Source organism: Phyllobacterium zundukense, assembly GCF_025452195.1.
GTDB classification, from domain to species: Bacteria; Pseudomonadota; Alphaproteobacteria; order Rhizobiales; family Rhizobiaceae; genus Phyllobacterium; species Phyllobacterium zundukense_A.
On the sequence record NZ_CP104973.1, the window covers coordinates 1136237 to 1162132 of the forward strand.

General features: G+C 56.1%; 28 protein-coding genes. 15 read left to right on the forward strand and 13 right to left on the reverse strand.

Annotated features, from left to right (window positions below; translation table 11 throughout):
- Positions 1–291 precede the first annotated feature (291 nt).
- Positions 292–423 carry a hypothetical protein gene (locus N8E88_RS17915; protein WP_262294849.1) on the forward strand — a complete coding sequence of 44 codons (132 nt, stop codon included), beginning with the start codon at positions 292–294 and terminating at the stop codon, positions 421–423.
- 101 nt (positions 424–524) lie between these two features.
- On the forward strand, positions 525–1559 hold the full coding sequence (locus N8E88_RS17920; RefSeq protein WP_262294850.1) for an aspartate-semialdehyde dehydrogenase: 1035 nt from the start codon (positions 525–527) through the stop codon (positions 1557–1559).
- A gap of 17 nt (positions 1560–1576) precedes the next feature.
- Here N8E88_RS17920 and N8E88_RS17925 read toward each other — a convergent pair whose 3' ends face one another.
- Positions 1577–2077, reverse strand: coding sequence for a MarR family winged helix-turn-helix transcriptional regulator (locus N8E88_RS17925; RefSeq protein WP_262294851.1), 501 nt, complete (start codon positions 2075–2077; stop codon positions 1577–1579).
- Between the two features lie 151 nt (positions 2078–2228).
- On the opposite strand from N8E88_RS17925, the gene N8E88_RS17930 reads away from it, so the two are divergent.
- Positions 2229–2651 (forward strand): organic hydroperoxide resistance protein, encoded by a 423-nt coding sequence (locus N8E88_RS17930; RefSeq protein WP_262295522.1) that lies wholly within the window; start codon positions 2229–2231, stop codon positions 2649–2651.
- Positions 2652–2799: 148 nt separating this feature from the next.
- Positions 2800–3621, forward strand: a complete 822-nt coding sequence (locus N8E88_RS17935) for an alpha/beta fold hydrolase (RefSeq protein WP_262294852.1) — start codon at positions 2800–2802, stop codon at positions 3619–3621.
- A gap of 17 nt (positions 3622–3638) precedes the next feature.
- Here N8E88_RS17935 and N8E88_RS17940 read toward each other — a convergent pair whose 3' ends face one another.
- Positions 3639–5687 carry a M3 family metallopeptidase gene (locus tag N8E88_RS17940; RefSeq protein ID WP_262294853.1) on the reverse strand — a complete coding sequence of 683 codons (2049 nt, stop codon included), beginning with the start codon at positions 5685–5687 and terminating at the stop codon, positions 3639–3641.
- 149 nt (positions 5688–5836) lie between these two features.
- Positions 5837–7060, reverse strand: a complete 1224-nt coding sequence (locus N8E88_RS17945; RefSeq protein ID WP_262294854.1) for an argininosuccinate synthase — start codon at positions 7058–7060, stop codon at positions 5837–5839.
- Between the two features lie 250 nt (positions 7061–7310).
- Here N8E88_RS17945 and N8E88_RS17950 point away from each other — a divergent pair, with 250 nt between their 5' ends.
- Positions 7311–7952, forward strand: a complete 642-nt coding sequence (locus N8E88_RS17950) for a LysE family translocator (RefSeq protein WP_262294855.1) — start codon at positions 7311–7313, stop codon at positions 7950–7952.
- 9 nt (positions 7953–7961) lie between these two features.
- Here the strand turns inward: N8E88_RS17950 and N8E88_RS17955 are convergent, their stop codons facing one another.
- The 4 genes from N8E88_RS17955 to N8E88_RS17970 all read right to left on the reverse strand — a co-directional run bounded on the left by N8E88_RS17955 (position 7962) and on the right by N8E88_RS17970 (position 10896).
- Positions 7962–8390, reverse strand: coding sequence for a hypothetical protein (locus N8E88_RS17955; RefSeq protein ID WP_262294856.1), 429 nt, complete (start codon positions 8388–8390; stop codon positions 7962–7964).
- Positions 8387–9625 (reverse strand): dual-specificity RNA methyltransferase RlmN, encoded by a 1239-nt coding sequence (gene rlmN / locus N8E88_RS17960; protein WP_262294857.1) that lies wholly within the window; start codon positions 9623–9625, stop codon positions 8387–8389. The genes N8E88_RS17955 and rlmN overlap by 4 nt, the downstream gene beginning before the upstream one ends.
- Before the next feature lie 121 nt (positions 9626–9746).
- Positions 9747–10250: an invasion associated locus B family protein gene (locus N8E88_RS17965; RefSeq protein ID WP_262294858.1), complete on the reverse strand. Its 504-nt coding sequence runs from the start codon at positions 10248–10250 to the stop codon at positions 9747–9749.
- A gap of 253 nt (positions 10251–10503) precedes the next feature.
- Complete coding sequence (locus N8E88_RS17970) at positions 10504–10896, reverse strand: YkvA family protein (RefSeq protein WP_262294859.1); 393 nt, start codon at positions 10894–10896, stop codon at positions 10504–10506.
- Positions 10897–10927: 31 nt separating this feature from the next.
- Here N8E88_RS17970 and N8E88_RS17975 point away from each other — a divergent pair, with 31 nt between their 5' ends.
- A complete protein-coding gene (locus N8E88_RS17975) occupies positions 10928–11485 on the forward strand; it encodes a low molecular weight protein-tyrosine-phosphatase (protein ID WP_410010657.1) in 558 nt (185 codons plus the stop codon).
- Here the strand turns inward: N8E88_RS17975 and thpR are convergent.
- Both thpR and N8E88_RS17985 read right to left on the reverse strand, forming a co-directional pair.
- Positions 11437–12033, reverse strand: a complete 597-nt coding sequence (gene thpR / locus N8E88_RS17980) for an RNA 2',3'-cyclic phosphodiesterase (protein WP_262294861.1) — start codon at positions 12031–12033, stop codon at positions 11437–11439. The two genes, N8E88_RS17975 and thpR, sit on opposite strands and share 49 nt — an antisense overlap.
- Positions 12034–12195: 162 nt before the next feature.
- Entirely contained in the window at positions 12196–12855 is a 660-nt protein-coding gene (locus tag N8E88_RS17985; RefSeq protein WP_262294862.1) for an arylesterase, read from the reverse strand.
- Positions 12856–12896: 41 nt separating this feature from the next.
- Between N8E88_RS17985 and N8E88_RS17990 the strand changes: the two genes are divergently transcribed.
- The 4 genes from N8E88_RS17990 (at position 12897) to N8E88_RS18005 (ending at position 17867) form a co-directional block, all read left to right on the forward strand.
- The gene (locus N8E88_RS17990) at positions 12897–13628 is read left to right on the forward strand and encodes an ABC transporter ATP-binding protein (protein WP_262295523.1); all 732 of its coding nucleotides are present in this window, start codon (positions 12897–12899) and stop codon (positions 13626–13628) included.
- On the forward strand, positions 13625–16192 hold the full coding sequence (locus tag N8E88_RS17995; protein WP_262294863.1) for an ABC transporter permease: 2568 nt from the start codon (positions 13625–13627) through the stop codon (positions 16190–16192). The genes N8E88_RS17990 and N8E88_RS17995 overlap by 4 nt, the downstream gene beginning before the upstream one ends.
- Positions 16193–16383: 191 nt before the next feature.
- Entirely contained in the window at positions 16384–17160 is a 777-nt protein-coding gene (locus N8E88_RS18000) for a Bax inhibitor-1/YccA family protein (protein WP_262294864.1), read from the forward strand.
- Between the two features lie 158 nt (positions 17161–17318).
- Entirely contained in the window at positions 17319–17867 is a 549-nt protein-coding gene (locus N8E88_RS18005) for a GNAT family N-acetyltransferase (RefSeq protein ID WP_114429892.1), read from the forward strand.
- A 3-nt stretch (positions 17868–17870) separates the two neighbouring features.
- Here N8E88_RS18005 and N8E88_RS18010 read toward each other — a convergent pair whose 3' ends face one another.
- From N8E88_RS18010 to acnA, 3 genes are all read right to left on the reverse strand, one after another.
- Positions 17871–18242 (reverse strand): DUF2794 domain-containing protein, encoded by a 372-nt coding sequence (locus tag N8E88_RS18010; protein WP_262294865.1) that lies wholly within the window; start codon positions 18240–18242, stop codon positions 17871–17873.
- A 380-nt stretch (positions 18243–18622) separates the two neighbouring features.
- Positions 18623–19396, reverse strand: a complete 774-nt coding sequence (locus tag N8E88_RS18015; RefSeq protein WP_262294866.1) for a DUF1223 domain-containing protein — start codon at positions 19394–19396, stop codon at positions 18623–18625.
- 198 nt (positions 19397–19594) lie between these two features.
- Positions 19595–22282 (reverse strand): aconitate hydratase AcnA, encoded by a 2688-nt coding sequence (gene acnA, locus N8E88_RS18020; RefSeq protein ID WP_262294867.1) that lies wholly within the window; start codon positions 22280–22282, stop codon positions 19595–19597.
- A gap of 286 nt (positions 22283–22568) precedes the next feature.
- On the opposite strand from acnA, the gene ccmA reads away from it, so the two are divergent.
- From ccmA to N8E88_RS18045, 5 genes are read left to right on the forward strand one after another with little or no spacing between them, the layout of a single operon-like run.
- A complete protein-coding gene (gene ccmA, locus N8E88_RS18025; RefSeq protein ID WP_262294868.1) occupies positions 22569–23177 on the forward strand; it encodes a heme ABC exporter ATP-binding protein CcmA in 609 nt (202 codons plus the stop codon).
- Complete coding sequence (ccmB, locus tag N8E88_RS18030; RefSeq protein WP_262294869.1) at positions 23177–23842, forward strand: heme exporter protein CcmB; 666 nt, start codon at positions 23177–23179, stop codon at positions 23840–23842. The genes ccmA and ccmB overlap by 1 nt, the downstream gene beginning before the upstream one ends.
- Before the next feature lie 44 nt (positions 23843–23886).
- Positions 23887–24657 carry a heme ABC transporter permease gene (locus tag N8E88_RS18035; protein ID WP_262294870.1) on the forward strand — a complete coding sequence of 257 codons (771 nt, stop codon included), beginning with the start codon at positions 23887–23889 and terminating at the stop codon, positions 24655–24657.
- Positions 24654–24827: a heme exporter protein CcmD gene (gene ccmD, locus N8E88_RS18040; protein ID WP_209998911.1), complete on the forward strand. Its 174-nt coding sequence runs from the start codon at positions 24654–24656 to the stop codon at positions 24825–24827. Before N8E88_RS18035 ends, ccmD begins: the two co-directional genes overlap by 4 nt.
- Positions 24824–25423: a DsbE family thiol:disulfide interchange protein gene (locus N8E88_RS18045; protein WP_262294871.1), complete on the forward strand. Its 600-nt coding sequence runs from the start codon at positions 24824–24826 to the stop codon at positions 25421–25423. The genes ccmD and N8E88_RS18045 overlap by 4 nt, the downstream gene beginning before the upstream one ends.
- A gap of 7 nt (positions 25424–25430) precedes the next feature.
- On the opposite strand, the gene N8E88_RS18050 is transcribed toward N8E88_RS18045, so the two are convergent.
- Positions 25431–25856, reverse strand: coding sequence for a hypothetical protein (locus N8E88_RS18050; protein ID WP_262294872.1), 426 nt, complete (start codon positions 25854–25856; stop codon positions 25431–25433).
- Positions 25857–25896: the final 40 nt, after the last annotated feature.

Consider the following 25896-nt stretch of genomic DNA (forward strand, 5'->3'; position numbering starts at 1 on the left):
GGTAACCCCCTTGTCATGCCATTACCTGTCGACACTACGCGTGGTCAGCTGCGGACCAGAATTGCTCGCCGTAGACAACGCGTTGGTGGGTGTCCTCCGGAATTTCCCCCCAAAAGGTCACGCACCCGATATACGGATGAAGTGTTCACCATATATTGATCAAAGCAAAGCCCGCAGCTTACGTCAATTGCCGAAAATTGTGCGTAACGCGACATATTCTTGTCATTTGCCGAAACAATTGACTCTTTACCGAAACCGCGTACAAGCACAGGCGGACAAGGAGAAGCCCGCATGGGTGGCGAATCAACAGCGCTGTTATTGACGAACGGTTCCGGCAAGCTCGCCGGCGGCATTGACGCGCGTACTCTTGTCCTTAAAATTTCGGCCAAACAGACTGCGAAAACGACCACTAAAACGGTCTGATTTCCCTTGGCCTGGTCGCCCCCTCCCGGGTCCGGCCCGGGGGAGAAGACCCGCAGTGGCCAGCGGGTTTATACAGCAGAGAGGGACAGGAGATATTACAGATGAGTTTCAAGGTTGCGGTTGTTGGTGCCACAGGCAATGTGGGCCGCGAAATGCTTACAATACTGGAAGAGCGCGGGTTTCCGGTCAGCGAAGTCGTGGCGCTTGCGTCGCGCCGTTCGCAGGGAACCGAGGTGTCCTATGGCGACCGGACGCTTAAGGTCAAAAACCTCGAGAATTACGATTTTTCCGATACGGATATTTGCCTGATGTCTGCCGGCGGTAACGTCTCGAAGGAATGGTCGCCGAAGATCGGCGCGCAGGGTTGCGTTGTCATCGATAACTCCTCCGCTTGGCGTTACGATTCAAACGTACCGCTGATCGTGCCGGAAGTTAATCCCGATGCAATTGTCGGCTTTACCAAGAAGAACATCATCGCCAATCCGAACTGTTCGACTGCGCAGCTCGTGGTCGCGTTGAAGCCATTGCATGATAAGGCCAGGATCAAGCGCCTGGTCATCGCGACCTATCAATCGGTTTCGGGTGCCGGCAAGGACGGAATGGACGAACTGTTTCAGCAGTCGCGGGCGGTATTCGTCGCCGATCCGGTGGAGGCCAAAAAGTTTACCAAGCGCATTGCTTTCAATGTCATTCCACACATTGACGTCTTCATGGAAGATGGCTCGACCAAGGAAGAGTGGAAGATGGTCGCCGAAACCAAGAAGATGCTCGATCCGAAGATCAAGCTCACGGCGACTTGCGTGCGCGTACCAGTGTTTATTGGCCACTCGGAAGCGGTAAATATCGAATTCGAAAGCCCGATGAGTGCCGAGGAAGCCCGCGAGATCCTGAGCGATGCGCCGGGCTGCCTGGTCGTGGATCGCCACGAAGATGGTGGCTATATCACGCCTTACGAAGCTGCCGGTGAAGATGCCACCTACATCTCGCGTATCCGCGAAGATATTACGGTCGAAAATGGTCTTTCCATCTGGATCGTTTCCGACAACCTTCGCAAGGGCGCAGCACTTAATGCAATCCAGATTGCCGAGCTTCTGGTTGCGCGCGGGCTCATCCAGCCGAAGAAGATCGCGGCCTGATAATCTAGCCTATTGAACTATAGAAGGGCGCGGGAAAACTGCGCCCTTTTATTTGCTGCGTCGATGCTCGCGATGAGGTTGTCGCGCATGGTAATCAACTCGGCACGCAGCCCTTTTGCCTCGTCCAAGGTGCAGCCGAATGCCTTTCCCATAGCGATGGGCACAGCTTCGGCCCGTTCGCGCATGGCGCGGCCATTGCCAGTCAGTCCGATCAGAACCTGGCGCTCATCAACCGTATCGCGGCGGCGTGTAATCAAGCCCGCGCTTTCCAGGCGTTTTAGAAGCGGGGTTAGCGTGCCGGAATCAAGGCTGAGCTTGTCGCCGATCGATTTAACCGTCTGGCTTTCGCGCTCCCAGAGTACCGCCATCACAAGATATTGCGGGTAGGTCAGGCCGAGCGCCACCAGGCGCGGTTGATAGGCGCGCGTAACGGCGTTGGCGGTCGAGTAGATAGCGAAGCACAGGAAGTTTTCCAGTTTGAGCAGCGAGTCCGGTGCCTTTCCCGATGTTGCGTTCATTGTTTGTCGTCCTTTCAGGGCAACGCACAATAGCAGGCCCGATTGAATTGCGCACCATTTAATTTTTCGTCACTCACCAAAATATCTATTGCGCACAATTTAATTGTATGCAAATTAAATTGTGCTGACTAACCAACCTAAGGAACAAATGATGAGCATTCTCTACACAACGAAAGCGACGGCAACTGGTGGCCGCGAGGGCCGAGCAGCAAGTGAGGATGGCCGCCTGCAGATTACGCTGTCAACGCCAAAGGAGCTTGGCGGGAATGGCGGTGATGGCACCAATCCGGAACAGCTCTTCGGCGCCGGCTATTCCGCCTGCTTTCTTGGCGCGATCAAATATGTAGCCGGCCAGAAGAAAGTTAAACTTTCCGAGGAGAGCGCTGTCACTGCAACAGTTGGCATTGGTCCCCGCGAGGACGGCAAGGGGTTCGGCCTGGACGTTGCGCTCGCAGTCACTCTGCCGGGCGTGGAAGCTGCACAGGCTCGGGAAATTGTCGATGCTGCGCACGTTGTTTGCCCCTATTCGGAGGCCACGCGTAGCAACCTCAACGTACGTATATCGATTAATTGACACCAAGGGTTGTCGTACTAGGGTTGTCCAAGACAGCTACACCCAGAGCGATATCCCGTTACACATGACATCTCCCCCGCGTTTTCCGAGGGCCGCGTTCGCTGCCCAAATGCAGAAAATCAAGCCACAACCAGCGAAAGGACAAGCTATGCCTACCATCACCACAAACGACGGTACCGAGATCTACTACAAGGACTGGGGTAAGGGACAGCCGGTGGTTTTCAGCCATGGCTGGCCGCTCTCTTCGGATGCCTGGGAGGACCAGATGTTCTTCCTCGCCTCAAATGGCTACCGGGTCATTGCCCATGACCGCCGCGGTCATGGACGCTCCAGCCAGCCTTGGAATGGCAATGATCTGGACACCTATGCGGACGATCTGGCGGAACTGTTCGAAAAGCTTGATCTGAAGGATACAATCATGATCGGCCATTCGACGGGCGGCGGCGAAGTTGCCCGTTATATCGGACGGCATGGCACAAAACGTGTTGCCAAAGCAGTGCTTGTCGGGGCTATTCCACCGCTGATGCTGAAAACCGAAGCCAACCCCGAAGGCCTGCCCATCGACGTTTTCAATGGCATACGCGATGGCGTTCTCGCTGACAGATCACAGTTCTTCACAGACCTGTCGCTACCGTTCTACAGCTATAACCGTCCTGGTGCGAAAATTTCCGAAGGCGTCAGAGATTTCTTTTGGCTGCAAGGCATGATGGCTGGAATGCCCGCCTCCTACTTCTGCGTCAAAGCATTCTCCGAAACCGACCTCACCGAAGATCTGAAGAAGTTCGACATTCCGACCTTGTTCATCCATGGCGATGACGACCAGATCGTGCCAATTGACGATGCGGCGCGCAAGGCTGTCAAAATCGTGAAGAACGCTACCTTGAAGGTCTATCCCGGTGCGCCTCACGGTCTTGCAACGACGCACAAGGATCAACTCAACAAGGACCTTCTGGATTTCGCCAAGGCCTGATCTGGACTTTAATCAAATCAAAGCCCACGCTTTTCGATCATGGCATCGGGCGTGGGCATCTTGCCGCGAAACGCCTTGTAGAGATCTTCCGGATCGCGGCTTCCACCCGCTGAATAAATATACTGTCTCAGCTTCGCGGCGAGATCACTGTTGAACACATCGCCGGTCTCCTCGAAAGCCTTGAACGCATCCGCATCCAGCACCTCCGACCACATGTAGGAATAATAGCCGGCTGAATAACCGTCTCCGGAAAACACGTGGGTGAAGTGCGGGGTGCGATGGCGCATGATAATGGCGTCGGGCATCTCCAGTTGCCTCAATGTATCGGCCTCGAATTTGATCGGATCGACGGGCGGGGTACCGTCCGCATGAAACGCCATGTCAACCAGCGCAGACGAGGTGAATTCAACGGTGTTGAACCCCGCATTGAATGTATTGGCTGCGAGTACCTTGTCGAGCAAGGCTTTCGGCATCGCTTCGCCAGTACGGTAATGAATTGCATATTTCTCAAGAATGGCCGGCACGGTCAGCCAGTGCTCGTAGAGTTGAGATGGCAATTCGACAAAGTCACGCGATACGGATGTGCCGGAAACCGCTGGCCAGGTGACGTCCGACAAAAGTCCATGCAGCGCATGGCCAAACTCATGAAACAGCGTTTTCGCACCATCAAGCGATAGCAGAGCGGGCTCACCCTTGGGCGGTTTGGCGAAATTCATAACGTTGTAGATGATCGGATTGTGCTCGCCGTCGAGCTTGTGTTGCGATTGGAGCGCGCTCATCCATGCGCCAGAGCGCTTCGATTGGCGATTGAAATAATCGCCGAGGAAAAGACCACGTTCGCTGCCATCCGCATTGAAAACTTCCCAGATGCGGACATCCGGATGCCAGGTCGGAATGCCCTGTTTCTCCTCGAACGTAATTCCGAACAGACGTGTCGCGACGTCGAAGCAGGCTTCGATGACCTTCTCCAGTTGCAGGTATGGTTTCAGTTCGGCCTCGTCGAAAGCGAAACGCTCGTTGCGCAGTTTCTCGGCATAGTAGCGCCAGTCCCAAGGTTCGACTTTGTGATTGCGGCCTTCCCCGGTGATAAGACGCTGCAGATCGGTCTCTTCTTCGGCGGCGCGCGCCTTGGCTTTGTCCCAGACCGGTTCCAGCAAGTCCATAACCGCCTTGGGCGTCTTGGCCATCGTGTCATCGAGCTTGTAAGCCGCGAAGCTTTGATAGCCCAGCAGTTTGGCTTTCTCGGCGCGCAGCTTCACCATTTCGGCAACGATGGCCGTATTGTCTGTCGACCCGCCGTTTTCGCCTCGAGCGGCCCAGGCACGGAACGACTTTTCCCGCAAGGAGCGATTTTCGGAGAAGGACAGGAAGGGTTCGATGATGGAGCGGGATAAGGTGACTGCCCAAGCATCGGGTCGATCACGCTCTTCGGCGGCACCGCGCATTGCGTCACGCACAAAATCCGGTAGGCCGGCTAGTTCCGTCTCGTCCGTGATGAAAAGTGCCCAGTCAGCTTCGTCTTTTTGCACGTTCTGTCCGAATTGCGCGCCAAGGCTTGCGAGCCTTTCATTGATGTCGGCAAGCCGTGCCTTCCCCTGTTCGTCGAGCCGCGCGCCGCTGCGCACAAAACCTTTCCAGGTTTTTTCCAGCACACGATCCGTTTCGGGATCGAGGCCGAGCAGATCGCGCTGCTCGTAAAGCGAATCGATACGCGCGAAGAGAAGCGGATTCATCATGATCGAGGAAGAATGGCGTGACATTTTCGGTGCGATGACCCGCTCAAGCGCCTGTATTGTTTCATTGGTGTGGGCACCGGCCCGCAGCCAGAAGATTGCCGAGACACGATCCAGGTCCTTGCCAGAAAGTTGCAGTGCCTTCAGCGTGTTCTCAATCGTTGGGACGTCGTGCTGGTCAACCACGGCCTCGATATCGGCGAGGTCTGCCGCCAGGGCGGCATCAAAGGCAGCAGCGAAGTCATCATCGTTGAAAGCGGTGAAGTCGGGCAGCCCAAGAGGCCCGGTCCATTCTGTCAATGCTGCGTTGATGGACGGTTTTGTTGAAGACATGGGGGCGCTCCGTCAGGTGGGAAGAACAACAAGGTTCTAACATCTAAGACGGAGACGGTGCAGCCACAAGCCGCGTCGTCAAGAAAGTAGCAGCATCGCTGAAAACAAAAAGCGGGGCAGGGCCCCGCTTCGTTTCGTGTTCGGAAGTATCAGCTGTTGCGCTTGCGGGCGGCAAGCGTGCGCAGCCGCAACGCGTTAAGGCGGATAAATCCGGCGGCATCCTTTTGGTCATAAGCACCGCGGTCGTCCTCGAAAGTCACGAGAGCGTCTGAATAGAGCGACTTCTTTGATTTCCGGCCGGAAACCATGACGTTGCCCTTGTATAGCTTCAAACGAACGGTGCCTTCGACATCGTCCTGGCTTTTGTCGATCATGGCCTGCAGCATTTCACGCTCCGGCGAGAACCAGAAGCCGTTGTAGATAAGTTCGGCATAACGGGGCATGAATTCATCTTTGAGATGGGCCGCACCGCGATCGAGCGTAATCGATTCCATTGCACGATGTGCGGCGAGAAGTATGGTGCCGCCCGGTGTCTCGTAGACACCGCGCGATTTCATGCCGACGAAACGGTTTTCGACCAGATCAAGACGGCCGATACCATTGTCGCGGCCAAGGTCGTTGAGCGCTTTCAACAATGTTGCAGGGGAGAGCGGCTTGCCGTCAATGGCAACCGCATCGCCTTTTTCAAAGGCGATTTCGATTTCCGTTACTCTATCTGGCGCTTCCATCGGCGAGATCGTGCGCTGGTGCACGTATTCCGGAGCCTCCACCCACGGATCCTCAAGCACCTTGCCTTCCGACGAAGAGTGCAAAAGGTTTGCATCTACGGAGAACGGGGCTTCACCGAGCTTGTCCTTGGCGATCGGAATCTGATGTTCGCGCGCAAACTCCAGAAGATCCGTGCGCGATTTGAAGGTCCAGTCGCGCCAGGGTGCGATCACCTTGATATCCGGATTAAGCGCATAGGCGGAAAGCTCGAAGCGGACCTGATCGTTGCCCTTGCCGGTCGCGCCGTGGGCGATTGCGTCAGCGCCGGTGCGAGCTGCGATCTCGACGAGATGTTTTGAAATCAGCGGGCGGGCAATCGAAGTGCCGAGCAGATAGACGCCTTCATAGACGGCATTGGCGCGGAACATCGGAAAGACGAAATCGCGAACGAATTCCTCGCGCACATCCTCGATATAGATCTCCTTGATGCCCATCATTTCGGCCTTCTTGCGCGCCGGCTCGAGCTCTTCGCCTTGGCCGAGATCGGCGGTGAAGGTAACGACTTCAGCGCCGAGTTCCGTCTGCAGCCATTTCAGGATGATGGAGGTGTCGAGTCCACCCGAATAGGCGAGGACGACCTTCTTGACGTCTTTCCACTTGTTCATTCTGTTTTCCTGCATATTCGCTATTTCTTGCAGGTCTTTTAGCAGGTGCGGTGATGTTGGCAAGGCTGGTCTCGGAGAGCTGCGGCTTGCCTCTGCAGGACTTGTCTCGCTCGGTGAACCGGAGACGACAGCTGTTCGAGAACAACGTACGAAAATGCATCATATAAAATGAGCCGCAGGAACCGAAAACGGGTGGTTAAAATCCGATAGTCGCGTTAGCTTCCGACAAAATTCATTGCGGAGCTTGTAAATGAACTTCATTCCCGAATGGTCCATCATCCTGCAGTTCGCCGTTGCGACCTTCGTTCTGTCAATCACACCCGGGCCTGATATGACGCTTTTCGTGGGACGGGCTTTGTCGGAAGGCAAGGCGGCCGGTTTTGCTTGTCTGGCCGGCGCAAGCAGCGGAGTTGTCGTACACACGACGATGGTGGCTATCGGGCTTTCCGCATTGATTGTTGCGTCGCCGACCGCGTTCCTTGCGCTCAAGATCGTCGGCGCAGGATACCTGGTATGGCTTGCCTATCAGGCCATCCGACATGGCTCAGCGTTCTCGCCGGAAAAGCAGGTCGGCCAATCCCACACATTGTTTCAAAACTGGTTGACCGGTTTCGGAATCAATCTGCTCAATCCGAAAATCATCCTGTTCTTCATGACCTTCCTGCCGCAATTCGTCTCGGCCTCGGACCCTCACGCACCCGGAAAGCTGTTTTTTCTAGGTGTGCTGTTTATCCCGCTCGCCTTGCCTGTGGTTGCGCCGATGATTATCGCGGCGGACAAGTTTTCAAAACTGCTCAAGAAAAACCCGACAGTCACCCGGATCACCGATTGGCTTTTCGCGGGCGTTTTTTCCGCTTTCGCGGCAAAGATCCTGATGGCACAAGCGAAGTAGTGCGCCAGGCTATAGGTCTTTCGGAAGCTGGGCGATCCCGCCTGCACTGCGTCCTGAAATCAGCCAGTATACAAAGCCACCGACAACACCGGTGGCAAGGATTGCTGCGAATGTACTTGTGTCTTCTGCCTGCGGCCGCCATTTCCAGACAATGATCACGACGGCAATGCCAGCACCGCCGAGCGCATAGAATAGCCAATCGCGCCAGGCGGTCAGCTCGGCATACAGGATAAGAATCGCCGCGGGAAAGAAGATGCTGTAGCCAATTACCACCGCAAAAGCCGGAACGGTCAAATACAAGAATGGACCCTCCGAGCCGATCAACTCGGAACTACCAAGCAGCAGCAGGTTGAGGAACAGCGATGCGGCGAAAATCGCGCAGACGAAGCCAAACGTGATCAGGGCAAAACGCAGCAAGTAGAACAGGATCCGGCTCAATCTTCGCCGTGCCCGGCGATCATGGCCGCCTCGAACGCCAGACGGTCCGTCTTCTTCATGCGTTCCGATTCTGATTTCAACTGACCGCAGGCTGCCAAAATATCACGTCCGCGCGGAGTGCGGATCGGCGAGGCGTAGCCGGCATTGTTGACGTAATCGGCGAACTTCTCGATCTGTTCCCAATCGGAACACTGGTAATTCACACCGGGCCAGGGGTTGAACGGGATCAGATTGATCTTTGCCGGAATGCCCCTGAGCAGCTTGACAAGCTGCTTGGCATCGTTGAGCGAGTCATTGACGCCCTTGAGCATGACATACTCGAAGGTGATCCGCTTCGAATTGGAAAGGCTCGGATAGGCCCGGCATGCATCCAGCAATTCTTTCAGCGGGTACTTCTTGTTGATAGGCACGAGCATGTCGCGCAGGTCGTCGTTCACCGCATGCAAAGAGATTGCCAGCATGACGCCAATCTCTTCGCCTGCGCGATAAATTTCCGGCACGACTCCTGAAGTCGACAATGTGATCCGGCGCTTGGACAACGACAGGCCATCGCCATCGGAGGCGATCAGCAGAGCCTTCTTGACGTTCTCGAAATTATAAAGCGGCTCGCCCATTCCCATCATCACGATGTTGGAAACCTTGCGGCCCTCAGCGGGCACAATGGCGCCATCGGGCGTATTGCGATCGGGGAAATCGCCGAGGCGGTCCCGGGCGATCAGTAGCTGTGCCAGAATCTCTTCGGCGGTCAAATTGCGGACGAGCTTCTGGGTGCCCGTGTGGCAGAAGGAGCAGGTGAGGGTGCAGCCGACCTGGCTGGAAATACACAGGGTGCCTCGGCCTTCTTCCGGAATATAAACGGTTTCGATCTCGACAGGACGTCCGGCCCCGCGCGGCGGGAAGCGGAACAGCCACTTGCGCGTGCCATCATTGGAGATCTGTTCCTCGACAATCTCCGGACGCGCAATATTGAAATGCCGGTCCAGCAATTCACGCATGTCCCGGGAAATGTTCAGCATATCGGCAAAATCGGAAACGCCGCGCACATATAGCCAATGCCAGAGCTGCGCGACGCGCATCTTTATCTGACGTTCAGGCACGCCGATCGCAACCAGCGCCTCGCCCATTTCCGCACGCGACAAGCCAATCAACGATGGCTTTTCAACGATCGCGGTTCGAATGGCATCACGGGATTTGTCCCGGGCAACAGGATGTGTCAGGTCTAGCGATACGGACATGGAGTTTTCTAACGTTCTAATCGGAAGCGGGGCTCATACCACGTTCCAGCCCGCGCGTCACCTCCACATGCAAAAGGGCCGAAACAGTGGTCGGCCCTTCTAACGACATCTCTTCGAATTGTTACTTGCAGGTCGCGATAGCTTTCAGAGCAGCCGATACACCCTTCAGCGAATATGCATAACTCGTCTTCGTACCGCGCTTCGAGACAGCGTTGATCGACATCTGTTGTCCCGCGCGCAGCGCAGCGACGAGTTGCGGTTCTTCGGCAGCGTTTTCCATCCAGCCGTGACTGCCACTGGTAAACATGGAGAAAGAACGCTCGTCGATCTTCACAACGACCTTGGAATTTGCCTGCAGATCGTAACCGGCCTTGAACTGCGGCTCATAACTGACGTTCTGACCCGGCTTCTGGCTCACCATAAAGAAGTTATCGCCATGATCGATCTTGGCAGGCTGCTTGTCGATCGGGACAGAAAGGACGTAGCAGACTTTACCATTGCCTTGCTGGTAGCTGTAAGCGCCCCACGCGTTGTACTGGCTGATCTGACTTGGGGTCTGGGCAAGAGCTGTTCCCGTCAGCCCAAACATGAGCACAGAGACCGCTACGATTGATTTACCAAACATTTTACCTACCAGTTTTTCTCGCGTACTTCATAACTCGCGAACCGGCAATGGCCCGGAGATTTCCGGATGCCGTATTGTCCAGTTCGCTTCCCTTAATTTGACTTAATCTGGGTTACCAAACGGTGAAGATAGAGCAAATTTTCAGAGCTACGAATATCGCGTCCTCGTTAACGTCCCACCAGTGAACTCCAGCCAAACAAAAGCGGCGAGACTTTGACGTTTCGCGGTTTCACGTCCTTGTGATGAATCGAAGTCAATTGGCCGGTGACGGATCGCGGTCGAGGTTTTCGATAGCCCTTTGGGCGGCCACACGATGCGCTGGTGTGATGTGACTACGAATAGCGCTCAATGCTGCCATCAGGACGGCAACATCGTCGGTGAAACCGAGACCGAAGAGGAAGTCGGGAATGAAGTCGAGCGGCAATACGAAATAGGCAAGCGAACCGAGAAGGATGCCGCGTACTTTCGTCGGCGTCGCAGGATCGAGCGCACAAAAATAACCGGCAACGACGTCATCAAGGAATGGAATCGATTTCGCTGCTTTGCGTGCCGTTTTCCAGAACCGCGCACGAACGTGTTCCTCACGGGAGCGTTGCTGATCCTCGCTTCCCGGTTCCAGAATTTCGCCAATCTTTGCGTCGTTCATCCCTTTTCCTTCAAAACCATTCCGTGACAACATGGTAAGAACGGCCACCTGCTGCAAGAGTTTCAACGAAATTGTTGTGGAATTCGTGAGCGCGTCCACGTCCAAACCAGAGTGCTGCATGACATCATACCCGCTCCATTCCGTCCTGTTCGTTTGTCTCGGCAATATTTGCCGCTCGCCCTTGGCGGAGGGTGTATTCCGATCGGTGCTCGTGGCGGAGGGGAAGGGTGATGGTGTCGTCATAGACTCCGCTGGTACCAATGGCTATCACACGGGAGAATTGCCGGACGAACGCTCTATTGCCGTCGCCAGCCGCCACGGCATCGATATTTCAGGTCAAAGGTGCCGCCAGCTCATTACGAGTGATTTCACCCGATTCGACTTGATCGTTGGCATGGACCGGCAGAATATCGCGATGATTCAGACGCGCCGGCCCAGCGTTGCCACTGCCGAAGTCGGTATGTTCCATGAACTCGCCTTTGGAGACGCCAAACAGATCCCGGATCCGTATTACGGCACGAGTGTCGATTTCGAACGCGTCTACCGAATGATCCTGGCGGCTTCCAAAGGCCTCTCCGCGCGGTTCTGATAGAAGGAGCGCGGGGCTTCGAGTGGCCAGGCTTCCTCGACGATATAAGGCCCGCCACCGATGGAGTCGCGCGATGACATCAGCACGAAACGTCCTATGGTGAACGGCGCTGTGGAGAAGTTTCCACGTGAGGACAGGTAGTGTGCGACTTCTTCATTACGGACATTGCGCAGTCGTGCCAGCGTGACATGCGGGGTGAACTTGCGTTGATCGGGCGGCAGCATAAGCCGCTGGCAGATGCGTTCGATTTCGGCGTGCAGCGCCTGAATATCGGGCGAAGGAGAAACACCCGCGACCAGACTATGCGGTTTCTTTGAACCGAAGGCCTTTACGCCGGAAAGTTGCAGCGTGAATTCCGGTCGCCTTATCCGGTCGAGCGCATTGGCAACCTCGTCGGCGATATGGCCTTCGACATCCCCGATAAAGCGTAATGTGATGTGATAGTTTTCGACATCAATCCATCGGGCACCTGGCAGGCCACCGCGCAAAAGCGACAGTGAGAGAGCGGCGTCCCTCGGGATTTCGAGGGCAGTAAAGAGACGCGGCATAAGGCATCCTCCCCGAATCGAGTTGTAACTTCAGAGAATCATCGAATGAACTCGCGAGCAAGACATAAGTTCAGATTATCCTCCGGCGCGACAAATTAGACACGGCTCATCCAAAGGTGGCGGAACAGGTTGCCGGATTGCCTTCATCAGCGCGTTGAGCACCTATTGTGATGCGGTGCGCTGGCTTATGGTCTTTTCCATGAGCGGCAGAAAACCTTCAACCATCTTGGCGACGCCCTCTGTGTTCGGATGTTCGCCGTCTTCGAGTTGCAATGATTTTACTGTCGCCACGCCGTCCAGAAAGAAGGGATAGAGCGGCACATCATATTTTTCCGCCAGACGTGGAAAGATCGCGTTGAATTTCTCGGCATAATCGTTGCCCATGTTAGGCGGTGCCAGCATGCCGGCGAGAATGACCTGAACGTTGCGCTGCTTCAGTTTCTCAAGGATATCGGAAAGGTTTTTCTCGCTGATAGCCGGGTCGATGCCTCGAAGCGCGTCATTGGCGCCAAACTCGAGAATCACCAGGTCAGTGCCTTGTGGCACCGACCAATCCAGCCTGGAAACGCCGTCTGTGGTCGTTTCTCCCGCGACGCCCGCATTGGTGATCGTCACGTTGACCCCCTTGTCCTTCAGCGCCTTTTCCAACTGGGCGGTGAACGAATCCTGGATTGGCAGTTGGAAGCCGGACATCAGGCTGTCGCCGAAACCGACGACCGCCAAGGGGCGGCCGGACACGGCATTTTGATTGGCCAGAGCCACGGACGGCAAGGCAACAAGGGCAGACAAAACGAAGAACTGTAACAATGGTTTGAATCTCATTCTTGGGTACCCATATCAGACCAGCTGCAATCAATCTGGTGATGACCATACCGCAAAGGAAGTGCTTCGTGACTAAATCCGTTATCGCGCTTGATCACATTGAGTTGACACTTGGCAGTGGCGCTTCCTCGGTTCACGTGCTGAAAGGCATCTCCCTAAACATCAACTATGGGCAGTCAGTCGGCATTGTCGGCCCGTCCGGCTCGGGCAAATCGACCCTGCTGATGGTTCTTGCCGGACTTGAGCACGTCGATTCCGGTTCGGTCCAGATTGCCGGCGAGAAGCTCGAAAGCATGAGCGAAGATCAGATCGCGGCGTTCCGCGGTCGCAATATCGGCATCGTATTCCAATCATTTCATCTCATCCCGAACATGACGGCTCTCGAAAATGTCGCTGTGCCGCTCGAGCTCGCGGGGAATCCGGATGCCTTCGGTATTGCAGAGAATGTGCTCGCGGCAGTCGGTCTTGCCGATCGCATAACACATTACCCAGGGGAGCTCTCGGGCGGCGAGCAGCAGCGTGTCGCGATTGCCCGCGCACTGGCGCCGTCGCCGAAGATCCTCATTGCCGACGAGCCAACAGGCAATCTCGACACTGCGACCGGCCGACAAATAGCCGACCTCTTGTTTGAGAAGCAGAAGGAATTCGGCGTCACGCTGGTCCTCGTCACCCATGATGCGACGCTTGCCGCGCGCTGCGACAGGGAGATCCGCGTTCGCTCCGGCCTGATCGAAGCGGATGAACATGCTCCGGAGCTGGCGAAAAGCGCATGAGCGAGATATCCCCCGCCCGCGTTACACCGTCCCTGAACCTGGCGTTGCGTTTCGCTCTGCGCGAAATGCGCGGTGGTCTATCAGGGTTCTATATCTTTCTCGCCTGTATTGCGCTTGGTGTGGCAGCCATTGGCGGTGTCAACTCGGTCGCAAACTCCGTTACGGCGGGTATTTCCACGCAAGGCCAAAGCATCCTTGGCGGCGATCTCCGTTTCCAGCTCAACCAGCGCGAAGTAAACCCGGACGAGCGGGCTTTTCTTGAGGGCAAAGGCGGCGTCGCCGTCAGCGCCAACATGCGGTCGATGGCAAGGCTCGCCGACGGGTCTGATCAGTCGCTGGTGGAAGTGAAGGCAGTGGACAATGCCTATCCGCTCTATGGAGCGCTGCAGACGACGCCTGCACTTGACCATCAGGCACTGTTTGCAGAAAAGGATAGTGCCTACGGAGCCGCTGTTGCCCAGATATTTCTCGACCGGCTCAATCTGAAGCTGGGTGACCGGGTTCTCCTTGGAACTGCAACGTTCGAGTTGCGCTCCGTCATCAACAACGAGCCGGATTTGCTCTCGGACGGCTTTGGCTTTGCACCTCGCTTCATGGTTTCGCTTGAAGGGCTTGGAGCCGCCGGGCTTGTCCAACCGGGAAGTCTTGTCGATCATAGCTACAAAATCGCCTTGCCTGCCGGGGAGACGGACGCTGCAATCACTGCCATACGCGACGAAGCGCAGAAGCAATTTCCACAAGCCGGTTGGACAATACGTGGCCGCAACAATGCCGCGCCTTCACTCAGCGCCAATATCGAACGGTTCTCGCAGTTCCTGACCTTGGTCGGGCTGACTTCCCTGATCGTTGGCGGGGTTGGCGTAGCCAATGCAGTAAGGTCCTATCTCGACGCAAAGCGCGGCGTCATTGCCACCTTCAAGTCGCTTGGAGCCCCAGGCTGGTTCATCATCGCCGTCTATTTGATACAGATCGTCATCATAGCGCTGGCCGGAATTCTCATCGGACTGGTTGTTGCGGCCCTTATTCCTTATGCCGCTGGCTATGCGTTGCAAAGCGTTCTGCCCATCGCCTCGAAGGGCGGCTTCTATCCCGGCGCATTGCTCTGGGCGGCGCTGTTTGGTCTTTTGACAACCCTCGCGTTCGCCATATTGCCCTTGGGGCGCGCCAGAGACGTTCCAGCGACGGCACTCTTTCGAGAACAGGGGTTTGAACAGCGCGGCTGGCCGAAGCCAATCTATGTCGTAGCCGCGGTTGTGCTAATTGCTATTCTTTGCTTGCTGGCCGTGATTTTTGCCTATGACCGGCGAATCGCCATGGTCTTTGTTGGCGCAGTGGCGTTCTCATTCGTCGTTTTGCGCGCTGTTTCGGGCCTGGTTCAGTGGCTTGCACGGCGTGCGCCGCGCGTGCGATCGACAGCGCTGCGACTTGCTTTTGGCAATATTCACCGGCCTGGAGCCCTGACTCCGTCCGTAGTCCTGTCGCTTGGCCTGGGACTGACCCTTCTTGTTACGCTTGCACTTATCGACGGTAGTTTGCGCCAGCAACTGGCGGGTAACTTGCCCGAGCGGGCGCCAAATTTCTTCTTTGTCGATATTCAGAGCAAACAGGTCGATCAGTTCACTAGTCTCCTGCAGAATGCGGCGCCGAATGGCAAGATCGTCAGCGCTCCGATGCTGCGCGGTCGGATCGTCGCGTTCAATGGAACCGACATCACCAAATTGACCATTTCCCCCGAGGGCGCATGGGTATTGCGCGGCGATCGCGGAATTACCTACGCAAAAAATGTGCCGGAAAACTCGACGTTGACTGAAGGTTCGTGGTGGCCGGCCGACTATTCCGGCGAACCGCTCGTCTCCTTCTCCGCCGAAGAGGCCGGCAATCTTGGCTTGAAGATTGGTGATACCGTTACGGTCAATGTGCTTGGCCGTAACATCACAGCGCGGATTGCCAATTTTCGTCAGCTGCAGTGGGAATCCCTTGCCATCAATTTCGTGATGGTGTTTTCCCCGAACACCTTTACCGGCGCGCCGCATGCATGGCTGGCGACCCTGACTGACTCCGCGGCTACCTCGCAGCAAGAAGCCACCGTCATGCGTGACGTGACCCGCGCCTTTCCTGCGGTGACGACGGTTCGGGTCAAGGATGCGATCACCATCGCCAATGAGCTGGTCGGGCAGTTGGCCGTTGCTATTCGAGCGGCAGCGTCGGTTGCACTCATCGCGTCGATCCTGGTGCTTGGCGGTGCTTTGGCGGCAGGAAATCGCGCGCGCGTCCATGATGCCGTCGTATTGAAAACGCTTGGAGCGACCAGACGCACGCTGATAAAGGCCTTTACACTCGAATATATGCTGCTCGGCCTCTCGACCGCTATTTTTGCGTTGCTCGCCGGTGGTGTGGCTGCCTGGTATGTGATTGTGAGGGTGATGACACTGCCAGCTTCATTTCAGCCGGAGGTGGCGATGATGACCGTAATTATCGCACTGGTTCTGACTATCGGTTTCGGCCTCGCTGGCACATGGCGAATACTTGGCCAGAAGGCGGCGCCGATCTTGCGAAACCTTTGAAATCATTAAAACGATGTAATATTGTACGGATTCAGGGCAATTTGGGACTGCAACACACGATCTTGAGTAAATGAGGTCTTGTTATAGCGCGTATAAATCACCATAATTCTTAGCAAGGCATGCTGGGGTTCCGCCAGCGGCGCCCGGGATTCCCCCCGACACCCGACGGGACGAAGCAAATGAGGAAAACCATGGCTGACTATCGCAACATCCAGGCCCGTACATCGGCCGGAGTGCGTGTGGACGCGGGGATCGATCAAGGTCTACGCAGCTACATGCTGAAGGTGTATAACCTTATGGGTATCGGTCTTGCAGTGACCGGTTTTGCCGCCCTTGCAATCGTTTATCTCGCAACCACCAATGATGCGTCTCTTGCCGCGGCGCAGTTGCCGAACGGCAAGATGCTGACAAATCTTGGCGTTGCAATCTATGGCTCGCCGCTGCGCTGGGTTGTGATGCTCGCACCGCTTGCCGCAGTGTTCTTCTTGAGCTTCCGCATCGAGAAGATGAGCGTTGCTGCTGCCCAGACGACGTTCTGGGTCTATGCGGCGCTCGTCGGTATCTCGCTGTCCTCGATCTTCCTCGTGTATACATCGGGAAGCATCGTTCAGACGTTCTTCATCACCGCAGCATCGTTTGGTGCGCTGTCTCTGTACGGCTACACCACAAAGCGCGATCTGTCCGGGATGGGCTCGTTCCTGTTCATGGGCCTGATCGGCATCATCCTTGCGTCGCTGGTTAATATTTTCCTTGCGTCGAGCGCATTGCAGTTCGCAATCTCGGCTATCGGCGTTCTGGTCTTTGCAGGCCTGACTGCCTATGACACGCAGAATATCAAGGAAATGTACTACGAAGGCGATAGCTCGGACACTTATGGCCGCAAGGCAATCATGGGTGCGCTCCGACTTTATCTCGACTTCATCAACATGTTCATGTTCCTGCTGCAGTTCCTCGGTAACCGCAACTGACTCTTGCGAACTTGAATTGAAGATAAGGGCAGCGGAAACGCTGCCCTTTTCATTTTTCCTGCCGCCGGTGATGCGGCGACAATTTTCGCAACGCTCCCTTCAAATTCCATGCAAAGAAGTGCATGAAGCGTGCAAGTTCATCATTATTGCGAAATGCCATGTCCCAGATTCATATCCGTTCGGCCCGCCCCGCAGACCTTCCGGCCATAACCGAAATCTATCGCGACGCCGTCCTGCATGGCACGGCGACCTATGAAATCGATCCACCCGATATGGAGGAGATGACGCGGCGGTTCCATGCGATCACCACGGATGGATTTCCCTACGTTGTCGCGGAACTCGACGGAGCAGTAATCGGCTATGCCTATGCCAGTTATTTCCGGACACGCCCGGCTTATTGGTGGTCAGCCGAAGATTCGATTTATGTTGCGCCGGAGGCCAAGGGGAAGGGGCTCGGCAAGGTCCTGCTGCAACAGCTGATCAAGGATTGTACCAATCTCGGCTTCCGCCAGTTTATCGCAGTCATCGGCGATGGTCACGATGCATCGGCGTCAGTACGCTTGCATTTGAGCTCCGGCTTCAAACATTCGGGGACGATCAAGGCATCGGGCTTCAAGCACGGACGTTGGCTCGACACCGTGTTGATGCAGCTGGATATGAACGGTGGCTCGGAAACATTGCCTGGCAAGCCTCCGCTGAAGGCTTAAGCGCTAACTCCGTACGACACTCAGACTCTTGTCGAAGATCCTTAGTACCCGATCGAGTTCCTGACCGCGCTTGAGAATGAGGCCACCGGCGGCAATGACACTGTAGGCGCCTTGCTTGCGCGCAAGCTTGGGGTTTTTCTCTATCCGGAACATCGGTACTTCGCTGGTTCGCCGGAAGATCGAAAAGACTGCCCGGTCCATCAAATGATCGATGGCATAGTCCCGCCATTCACCGGCAGATACCATGAAACCATATATTCGTAGGATCTGATCGAGTTCGCGCCGGTTGAAGGTTACGGGCAAATCGTTGTTACGGGTAAGGGAGATAAGTTTAGCCTGCTGTTGCGATTCGTCGCCACCTGCATTGCTGTCCATCAATCAACCGCCTTTGAGAACTGTTGTGTCACGTGGATGACATAAAGGTGGCCTGATCCGTGTTAATTTACAAGTCCGGAGTTAAGGGAGCTGTTCGATATCGCGGCTTACGAACTGTTTTGTTGGCTTTCTCACAAAGCAATACGCCGTGAATTCAATGGTGATAGGCTGACACATTCTCGCCATTATCTGTTCGCATTGCCGCCGGATTCGACACCCAACATCAATTGCATGTTGTCGGAGACCGGCCTCGTTCTCGAAGCAATCCGAAAACCCCAAGCCCCCGCCCACGGGTTGCCCGGGTTGAGCCCGACAAGTCTCCGTAAGCAACATGCCCCAATACTCAGGCCGGATTTATCCGGCCTGTTTTTCTGTGTGCTCTAAGGTTTCGCGGCAATAATGGAGGCGCCGATGATAGGGCCGGGCTTGCCTTCACCCAGCATCTCCTGCAACAGCACCGCGCAACCGGACGCTTTCTTGCTGGCGATCTCGCTTAGCGGGATTTCGATCTTCTGCGCCGCTCCGTCCCACATGCCGACCGTCTCCATCGCGCGCACACTATTGGCGTAATTGACCTTGCGCCCGGCATTCTCGCCATCGGGAATGGCGATGATGCTCTCCCGATTGAAATATGCCAGCAGAACCCGAACCGGATTGGTAGCGGATGGACCTGAACCTATGTCGATCAACAGCCGGTCCTGCGCGGCCTTTTCGATGGATACGGGGATGGTAAGCCCAGTCGGTGTGTTACGCGTTTCTGCAATACGCCTGCGAATCTTCTGGCCATCCTGACCGTTCATATGCTCACGGCCATTGAGGATCACCTGCGGCGTATAAACACCGTTCAATCCCAGCGCGGTACGATATGCATTCTGACGGTTGGTGTTTTCGGGTACTGCCAGGCTATCCCTCCAGCCACGGTAGTCCCAATAATCCACGTGGAAGGCCAGTGCGACAACCTTTCCTTCCGTAGCAAGCGACTTCAGCACCGCATCCGCCGGGGGGCATGATCCACAGCCTTGAGACGTATAAAGCTCGACGACACCTTCGGGTTGCTGGCCAGAATCCCCCGCATAGACAGGCAGCACATAGGCCACTGCTGCTACGAACGGTGCGCTGATTACAATGCGTCTGGATAGGGTGCGCAGGGGCAAGGCAGTTATTTTCTTCCCGAGTTTCTTAGTTCTTATTTGTCAGTTCATTGCCAGAAGATTGATAGGAGCCGATCGTTTCAACAGGAAGTCACTTTGAGGTGAATTCGATCACGTTTCGTCTTGCCTTAGAGCCCGAGGCTCTGGTCGAAAGGCCGCCGGTTTCCCGGCGACCATCAATTTCACATTATCCTTGAACAATCAGGCAGCAAGATCACGCAGAACGTATTGCAGGATACCGCCGTTTTTCAAATATTCCAGTTCGTCGATCGTATCGATGCGGCAGATCAACGGCACCTGCTTGACGCTGCCATCGGCATAAGTCACCGTGGCAAATGTCTTTTGCCGTGGCTGAATTGTCGCCAGACCGTCAATCGAGACGATCTCGTCACCCTTGAGTCCCAGTGATTGCCAGCTCGTGCCGTCTTCGAGAACGAATGGTACTATGCCCATGCCGACCAGGTTCGAGCGGTGGATACGCTCGAAGGACTGGGCAATCACGGCACGAACCCCAAGCAGGCTGGTTCCCTTTGCCGCCCAGTCGCGTGACGAGCCGTTGCCATATTCCACACCGGCAAAGACCACCAGAGGAACGTTTTCGCTACGATATTGCATGGCAGCATCGTAGATCGGCATCTCCTCCTTGGTCGGGTAATGGATCGTATAGCCACCTTCACGGCCGTTTTCACCCAGCATATGGTTGCGGATGCGGATATTGGCGAAGGTGCCGCGCATCATCACTTCATGGTTGCCACGGCGTGTGCCGTATTGGTTGAAGTCCAGCGGAGCGACACCATGCTCGGTCAGGTACTGTCCGGCAGGAGAGGCCGCCTTGATCGAACCGGCCGGAGAAATATGGTCGGTGGTGATCTTGTCGCCAAACAGACCAAGAATGCGCGCACCCTTGATGTCGTTGACCTTGCCCGGTGTCTTGCCCATGCCGACAAAGTAAGGCGGGTTCTGCACATAGGTTGACTGATCGTCCCAAGTATAGGTCTGACCTGCGGGAACCTTCACCGCCTGCCAGTTTTCATCGCCCTTGAACACATCGGCATATTTGGCCGAAAACAGTTTGCGGGTAACGTTCTTGGTGATGAACTCCTGAATCTCGTGTGAAGACGGCCAGACATCCTTGAGGAAAACCGGGTTACCGTTCTGATCTTCGCCAAGCGGCTGGGTGGTCAGGTCGAGTTTGACCGTACCCGCGATCGCATAGGCAACGACGAGAGGCGGTGAAGCCAGATAGTTTGCCTGAACGTCGGGCGATACACGGCCTTCGAAGTTGCGATTGCCGGAAAGGACCGATGCCGCGATCAGCCCCTTATCGTTGATCGTCTTGGAAATCGGCGTCAGCAGCGGACCGGAATTGCCGATGCAGGTCGTGCAGCCGAAACCGACGAGGTTGAAACCAAGTGCGTCGAGCGACGTCTGCAGCCCAGCGCTTTCGAGATAGGCGGCAACGACCTGTGAGCCCGGAGCAAGCGATGTCTTGACCCAGGGCTTCGACTTCAGGCCCTTGGCGACGGCATTGCGGGCAAGAAGACCCGCTGCAATCAACACGCTCGGATTCGAGGTGTTCGTGCAGGAGGTGATAGCGGCGATGGCGACATCACCGTGACCAAGATCGTAATCCTCTCCTTCGACCGCATAGCGGGCATCGAGCTGCGTGGTCTTCTTGTATTCTTTCTGCAGCGATTCATGAAAGCCCGACGCAATGTCTTCAAGCGCGATACGGCCCTCGGGACGCTTCGGTCCAGCCATGGATGGTACAACCGTCCCGAGATCGAGTTCCAGCGTGTCGGTGAACACCGGATCAGCCGAGTTTGGCTCGCGCCACATGCCTTGCGCTTTCGAATAAGCCTCGACAAGCGCAAGGCGGTCTTCATCGCGTCCGGACATGTGCATGTAATTGATGGTTTCACGGTCGATCGGGAAAAAGCCGCAGGTCGCGCCATATTCCGGACCCATATTGCCAATGGTTGCACGATCCGCGAGCGTCATGCTTTCGAGGCCAGGTCCGAAGAACTCGACGAACTTGCCGACGACACCCTTCTTGCGCAGCATCTGCACAACAGTAAGAACGAGGTCGGTCGCCGTCACGCCTTCCTTGACCTTGCCGGTCAGGCGGAAGCCGATGACTTCCGGCAGAAGCATCGAAACGGGCTGGCCAAGCATGGATGCCTCAGCCTCGATACCGCCAACGCCCCAGCCGAGTACGCCCAGCCCATTGACCATGGTCGTGTGCGAGTCGGTGCCGACACAAGTATCAGGATAAGCGACGGTCACGCCATCCTCTTCCTTGGTCCACACGCCTTGCGCGAGATATTCGAGATTGACCTGGTGGCAGATGCCGGTGCCGGGCGGAACGACGCGGAAGTTCTTGAATGCCTGCTGGCCCCACTTAAGGAAGCGGTAGCGTTCGCCGTTGCGTTCATATTCGAGATCGACATTGCGTTTGAAGGCCTGGGGATTGCCGAACTCGTCGACGATAACAGAGTGATCGATGACCAGGTCAACCGGAACAAGCGGATTGATCTTTTCCGGATCGCCACCGAGATTGACCATGGCGTCGCGCATCGCTGCAAGGTCCACGACTGCTGGAACCCCGGTAAAGTCCTGCATCAGGACGCGGGCCGGACGATAGGCAATTTCCGCACCGGCACTGCCGCGGTCGACGAGCCAGGCCGCGACGGCCTCGATGTCCTTCTTGAAAACCGAGCGGTTGTCTTCAAAACGAAGCAGATTTTCGAGAAGAACTTTCATCGAGAATGGCAGCTGGGAGATGCCTTCGAGGCCGTTCTTTTCGGCTTCGGTCAAACTGTAATAGACGTATTCCTTGTCACCCACGGCGAGGGTCTTACGACATTTGAAGCTGTCAATCTGAGACATTGTTGCGTTCGTCCTTATGCTGAGGCCTAAACCCGGGACGAACGCCTTTGCCGCGTTTCAAGGACGCGCTAAGGTGCGGGTGCAGTCATTTCCGCTGTCCGTCCCGCAACAGGTCCAATGAACCCGTATCGAGATCGGCCAAAATGGTTTCCACGCCGACCGCTGGCATGGTTGTCAGCTATATAGAGTTTTTCGCTGATCTGTGCCAGACCGGAATTAGTCTAAATTGTGTGCTGCGTCGAAATAATCACGTGGCGTTTCACAAGTACCAAAAAGCGGATCGGTCATGCGGTTAATCGCCGAGAATTTGGGTGGTGAACGGGGAGGAGAACTGTTGTTTTCCGGTCTTCATTTTGCTGTTTCCTCCGGTGAAGCGCTTATGGTGACCGGGCCCAACGGTTCAGGTAAATCGACCCTGCTTCGAATTATCGCAGGTCTGCTTGTCCAGGCGGAAGGAATGCTTCGGCTCGAGGGTGCGCCGGCCGCGTTTGAGGGGCTCGCCGCGGCCGCTCATTATCTTGGCCACCTCAATGCCATGAAGCCGGTTCTCAGCGTCGATGAAAACCTGCATTTCTGGCAATCGTTCAACGGACGCGGTCAGTATTCGATTGCCGAAGCGCTCGAACGCGTCAGTCTCGGCGAAATTGGTCACCTGCCTTTTGGCTATCTTTCGACCGGACAAAAACGCCGTGTCAGCATCGCCCGGCTTCTCGTCAGCGACCGGCCGGTGTGGCTCTTGGATGAGCCAACCGCCGGCCTGGACAAAGCATCGGAGACGCAGTTCACCGGACTTATGCGCGGACACCTGACAAGCGGCGGAATTATAGTTGCAGCGACCCATTTGCCGCTGGGACTTGAGGGATCGACGGAATTGGCCTTGGGAGCGGCCGCGTAATGGGCGCATTGTTCCTTCGTGACGTTCGACTGGGCTTGCGCGCTGGTGGCGGCGCGTTGGTTGGCATCCTGTTCTTTCTGGCGGTAATTGCCGTCGTTCCCTTTGGCGTGGGGCCCGATCTGAAGCTGCTTTCCCGCATCGGTGCGGCGATGTTGTGGATCGGAGCTCTGCTTGCGACCTTGCTCGGCCTCGACCGCCTGTTTCAGGCGGATCGTGATGATGGTTCGCTCGATCTCTTGATCATGGCGTCGGACCGGCACATGCTTCCACTTACAATTCTCGTCAAATGTCTGGCGCATTGGACAGTCAGCGTCTTGCCATTGGTCATTGCCTCGCCGCTGCTTGGGCTCTTCATGAACATGGAACCTGTGGCCATTGGTGCGACCGCCTTGACCCTTCTGGTTGGCACGCCGGCGATCACGCTGATCGGTGCTGTTGGCGCTGCGGTGGCGGTTTCGCTGCCGCGGGGCGGACTTTTGGTTTCTGTGATCATCCTGCCGCTGACGATACCGGTGCTGATTTTCGGCGTGTCTGCGTCCTATGGCGCAGTTGAAGATCCGGCACCGTTTCTGGCACCTTTCCTTATTCTTGCTGCGATTACGCTGTTTTTTGCAGTGCTGGGACCAATAGCCGCCGCAGCGGCGTTGAAGTCTTCAGCCGATTGACAGCGTGATGAATTGCGAAACGGGCATCAGAAAGCTAAGAGTATGTGATGAGTGACGCAGTATCCAAGACCGGACGATGGATCGACCTGGCCAACCCTACGCGGTTTTTGAGCCTGGCAGGTGGCATTCTGCCGTGGCTCGGCGGGCTCACTGTGCTGGTGCTGGCTATAGGCTTCTGGATGTCGATGAACGCGCCCGACGATTACCAGCAGGGCTCGACGGTCAAGATCATGTTCATCCACGTGCCTTTCGCATGGCTCTCGATGATGTGTTACACGATCATGAGCATCGCGGCGCTCGGAACGCTGGTATGGCGCCACCCGCTGGCCGATGTTTCCGCCAAGGCGGCTGCGCCGATCGGGGCGGTCTTCACTGCTTTGGCGCTGATCACCGGTTCACTTTGGGGTAAGCCGATGTGGGGCACGTGGTGGGTCTGGGATGCGCGGCTCACGTCCGTTTTTGTCCTGTTTCTGATGTATCTCGGGATCATCACGCTCACCCGCGCCATGGATGATCCGGCAAAATCGGCAAAGGCTACGGCTATTCTCACCCTTGTCGGCTTCATCAATATTCCGATCATCAAGTTTTCGGTCGACTGGTGGAACACGTTGCATCAACCTGCGTCAGTGCTGCGCATGGGTGGCTCAACCCTCGACCCGTCTTATCTTAAGCCGTTGCTGGTCATGGCAATCGGTTTCACCCTGCTATTTTTCACGTTGCATCTGATGGCGATGCGCAATGAAATCTGGCGTCGCCGCGTCACGGCGATGCGCCGCGTTGCTGCCCGCAGCGCCGATCGGGGAACAGTGTCATGACGAGCCATACCGGTTTCGTGCTTGCCTCCTATGGCGCTGCCATCATTGTCCTTGCTGCCTTGATCGGATGGATTTTCATCGATCAACGCAGCCAGCGTCAGGCGCTGCAGGAGCTGGAATCGCGCGGGGTGCGTCGCAGGTCCGAGACGAAGATGGATAACGCATCGTGACGGGGCAGGAGCAAGTCGAAAAGGCTCCACGTAAGCGCGGTCTGTTCTTTGTCTTTCTGCCGCTTATCCTGTTTGCCGCCCTAGCCGCTGTTTTCGCATTCCAGCTTGCGTCGGGCCGCGATGAATCTGTTATTCCGTCGGCGCTGATTGGCAAACCCGCTCCCAATGTGTCGCTGCCGGCCGTGAGCGGCTTGCAAAAGGATGGCCAGCCACTTCCCGGGCTTGATCCGGCAGACTTCAAGGGGCAGGTCACGCTCGTCAATGTTTTTGGCTCCTGGTGTGTGCCCTGCCGTGTCGAACACCCGCTGCTCATGCAATTGGGTGAAGACAAGCGTTTTCGGCTCACCGGGTTGAACTACAAGGATAAAAACGAGAACGTCCTCGGCTTCCTCGACGAATTGGGCAATCCTTACGCCGCCGTTGGAGCTGACTTGAACGGCCGTGCCGCAATCGAGTGGGGCGTTTACGGTGTGCCGGAAACCTTCCTAGTGGGCAAGGACGGCATCATCGCCTACAAGCATGTCGGACCTTTGACGGAAGACTCGATCCGCGGCAACCTCATACCTGCCATCGAGGCAGCGCTAAAGGCGAAGTAGACGCCTTTCAGTTTTCCAGCATGGCATAGCGCCGTACCCATCCCGCGGCCTTTGTTGCGGCGGTCGCCGTGCTGTCATAGGCATGGGTGAGCGGAACAGTGATCATCCGATAGCCGAATCTCGTTTTTGTTGCGACCGTGACAGGCGCAACAAGTGGCGTGCCAAGTGCAAGCGTTTCTATTGGCCGGTCCGCAGCGGGTTCCGGAACCGTAAAAGACCTGCTGGCAACCACCGAGCCCGGAGCGGATTTCACGGTACAGGTCGCGGTGATCAACGGATAGTCGACCTTGGTGTTCCGACGAATCTGATTCTCCTGGTCGGCTCGGCATCGTTCGACACTGGTCCAGCCGGCATCTGCTGTCTTGATATATTCGCAGATTTTCGCATCGCAGTCGCAACCCATCAGGGTCATTACGATGAGAGCCGTCTTCATAGGTCGCACTTTCTGAAAATTCGTTGCCAGTAACGTAATT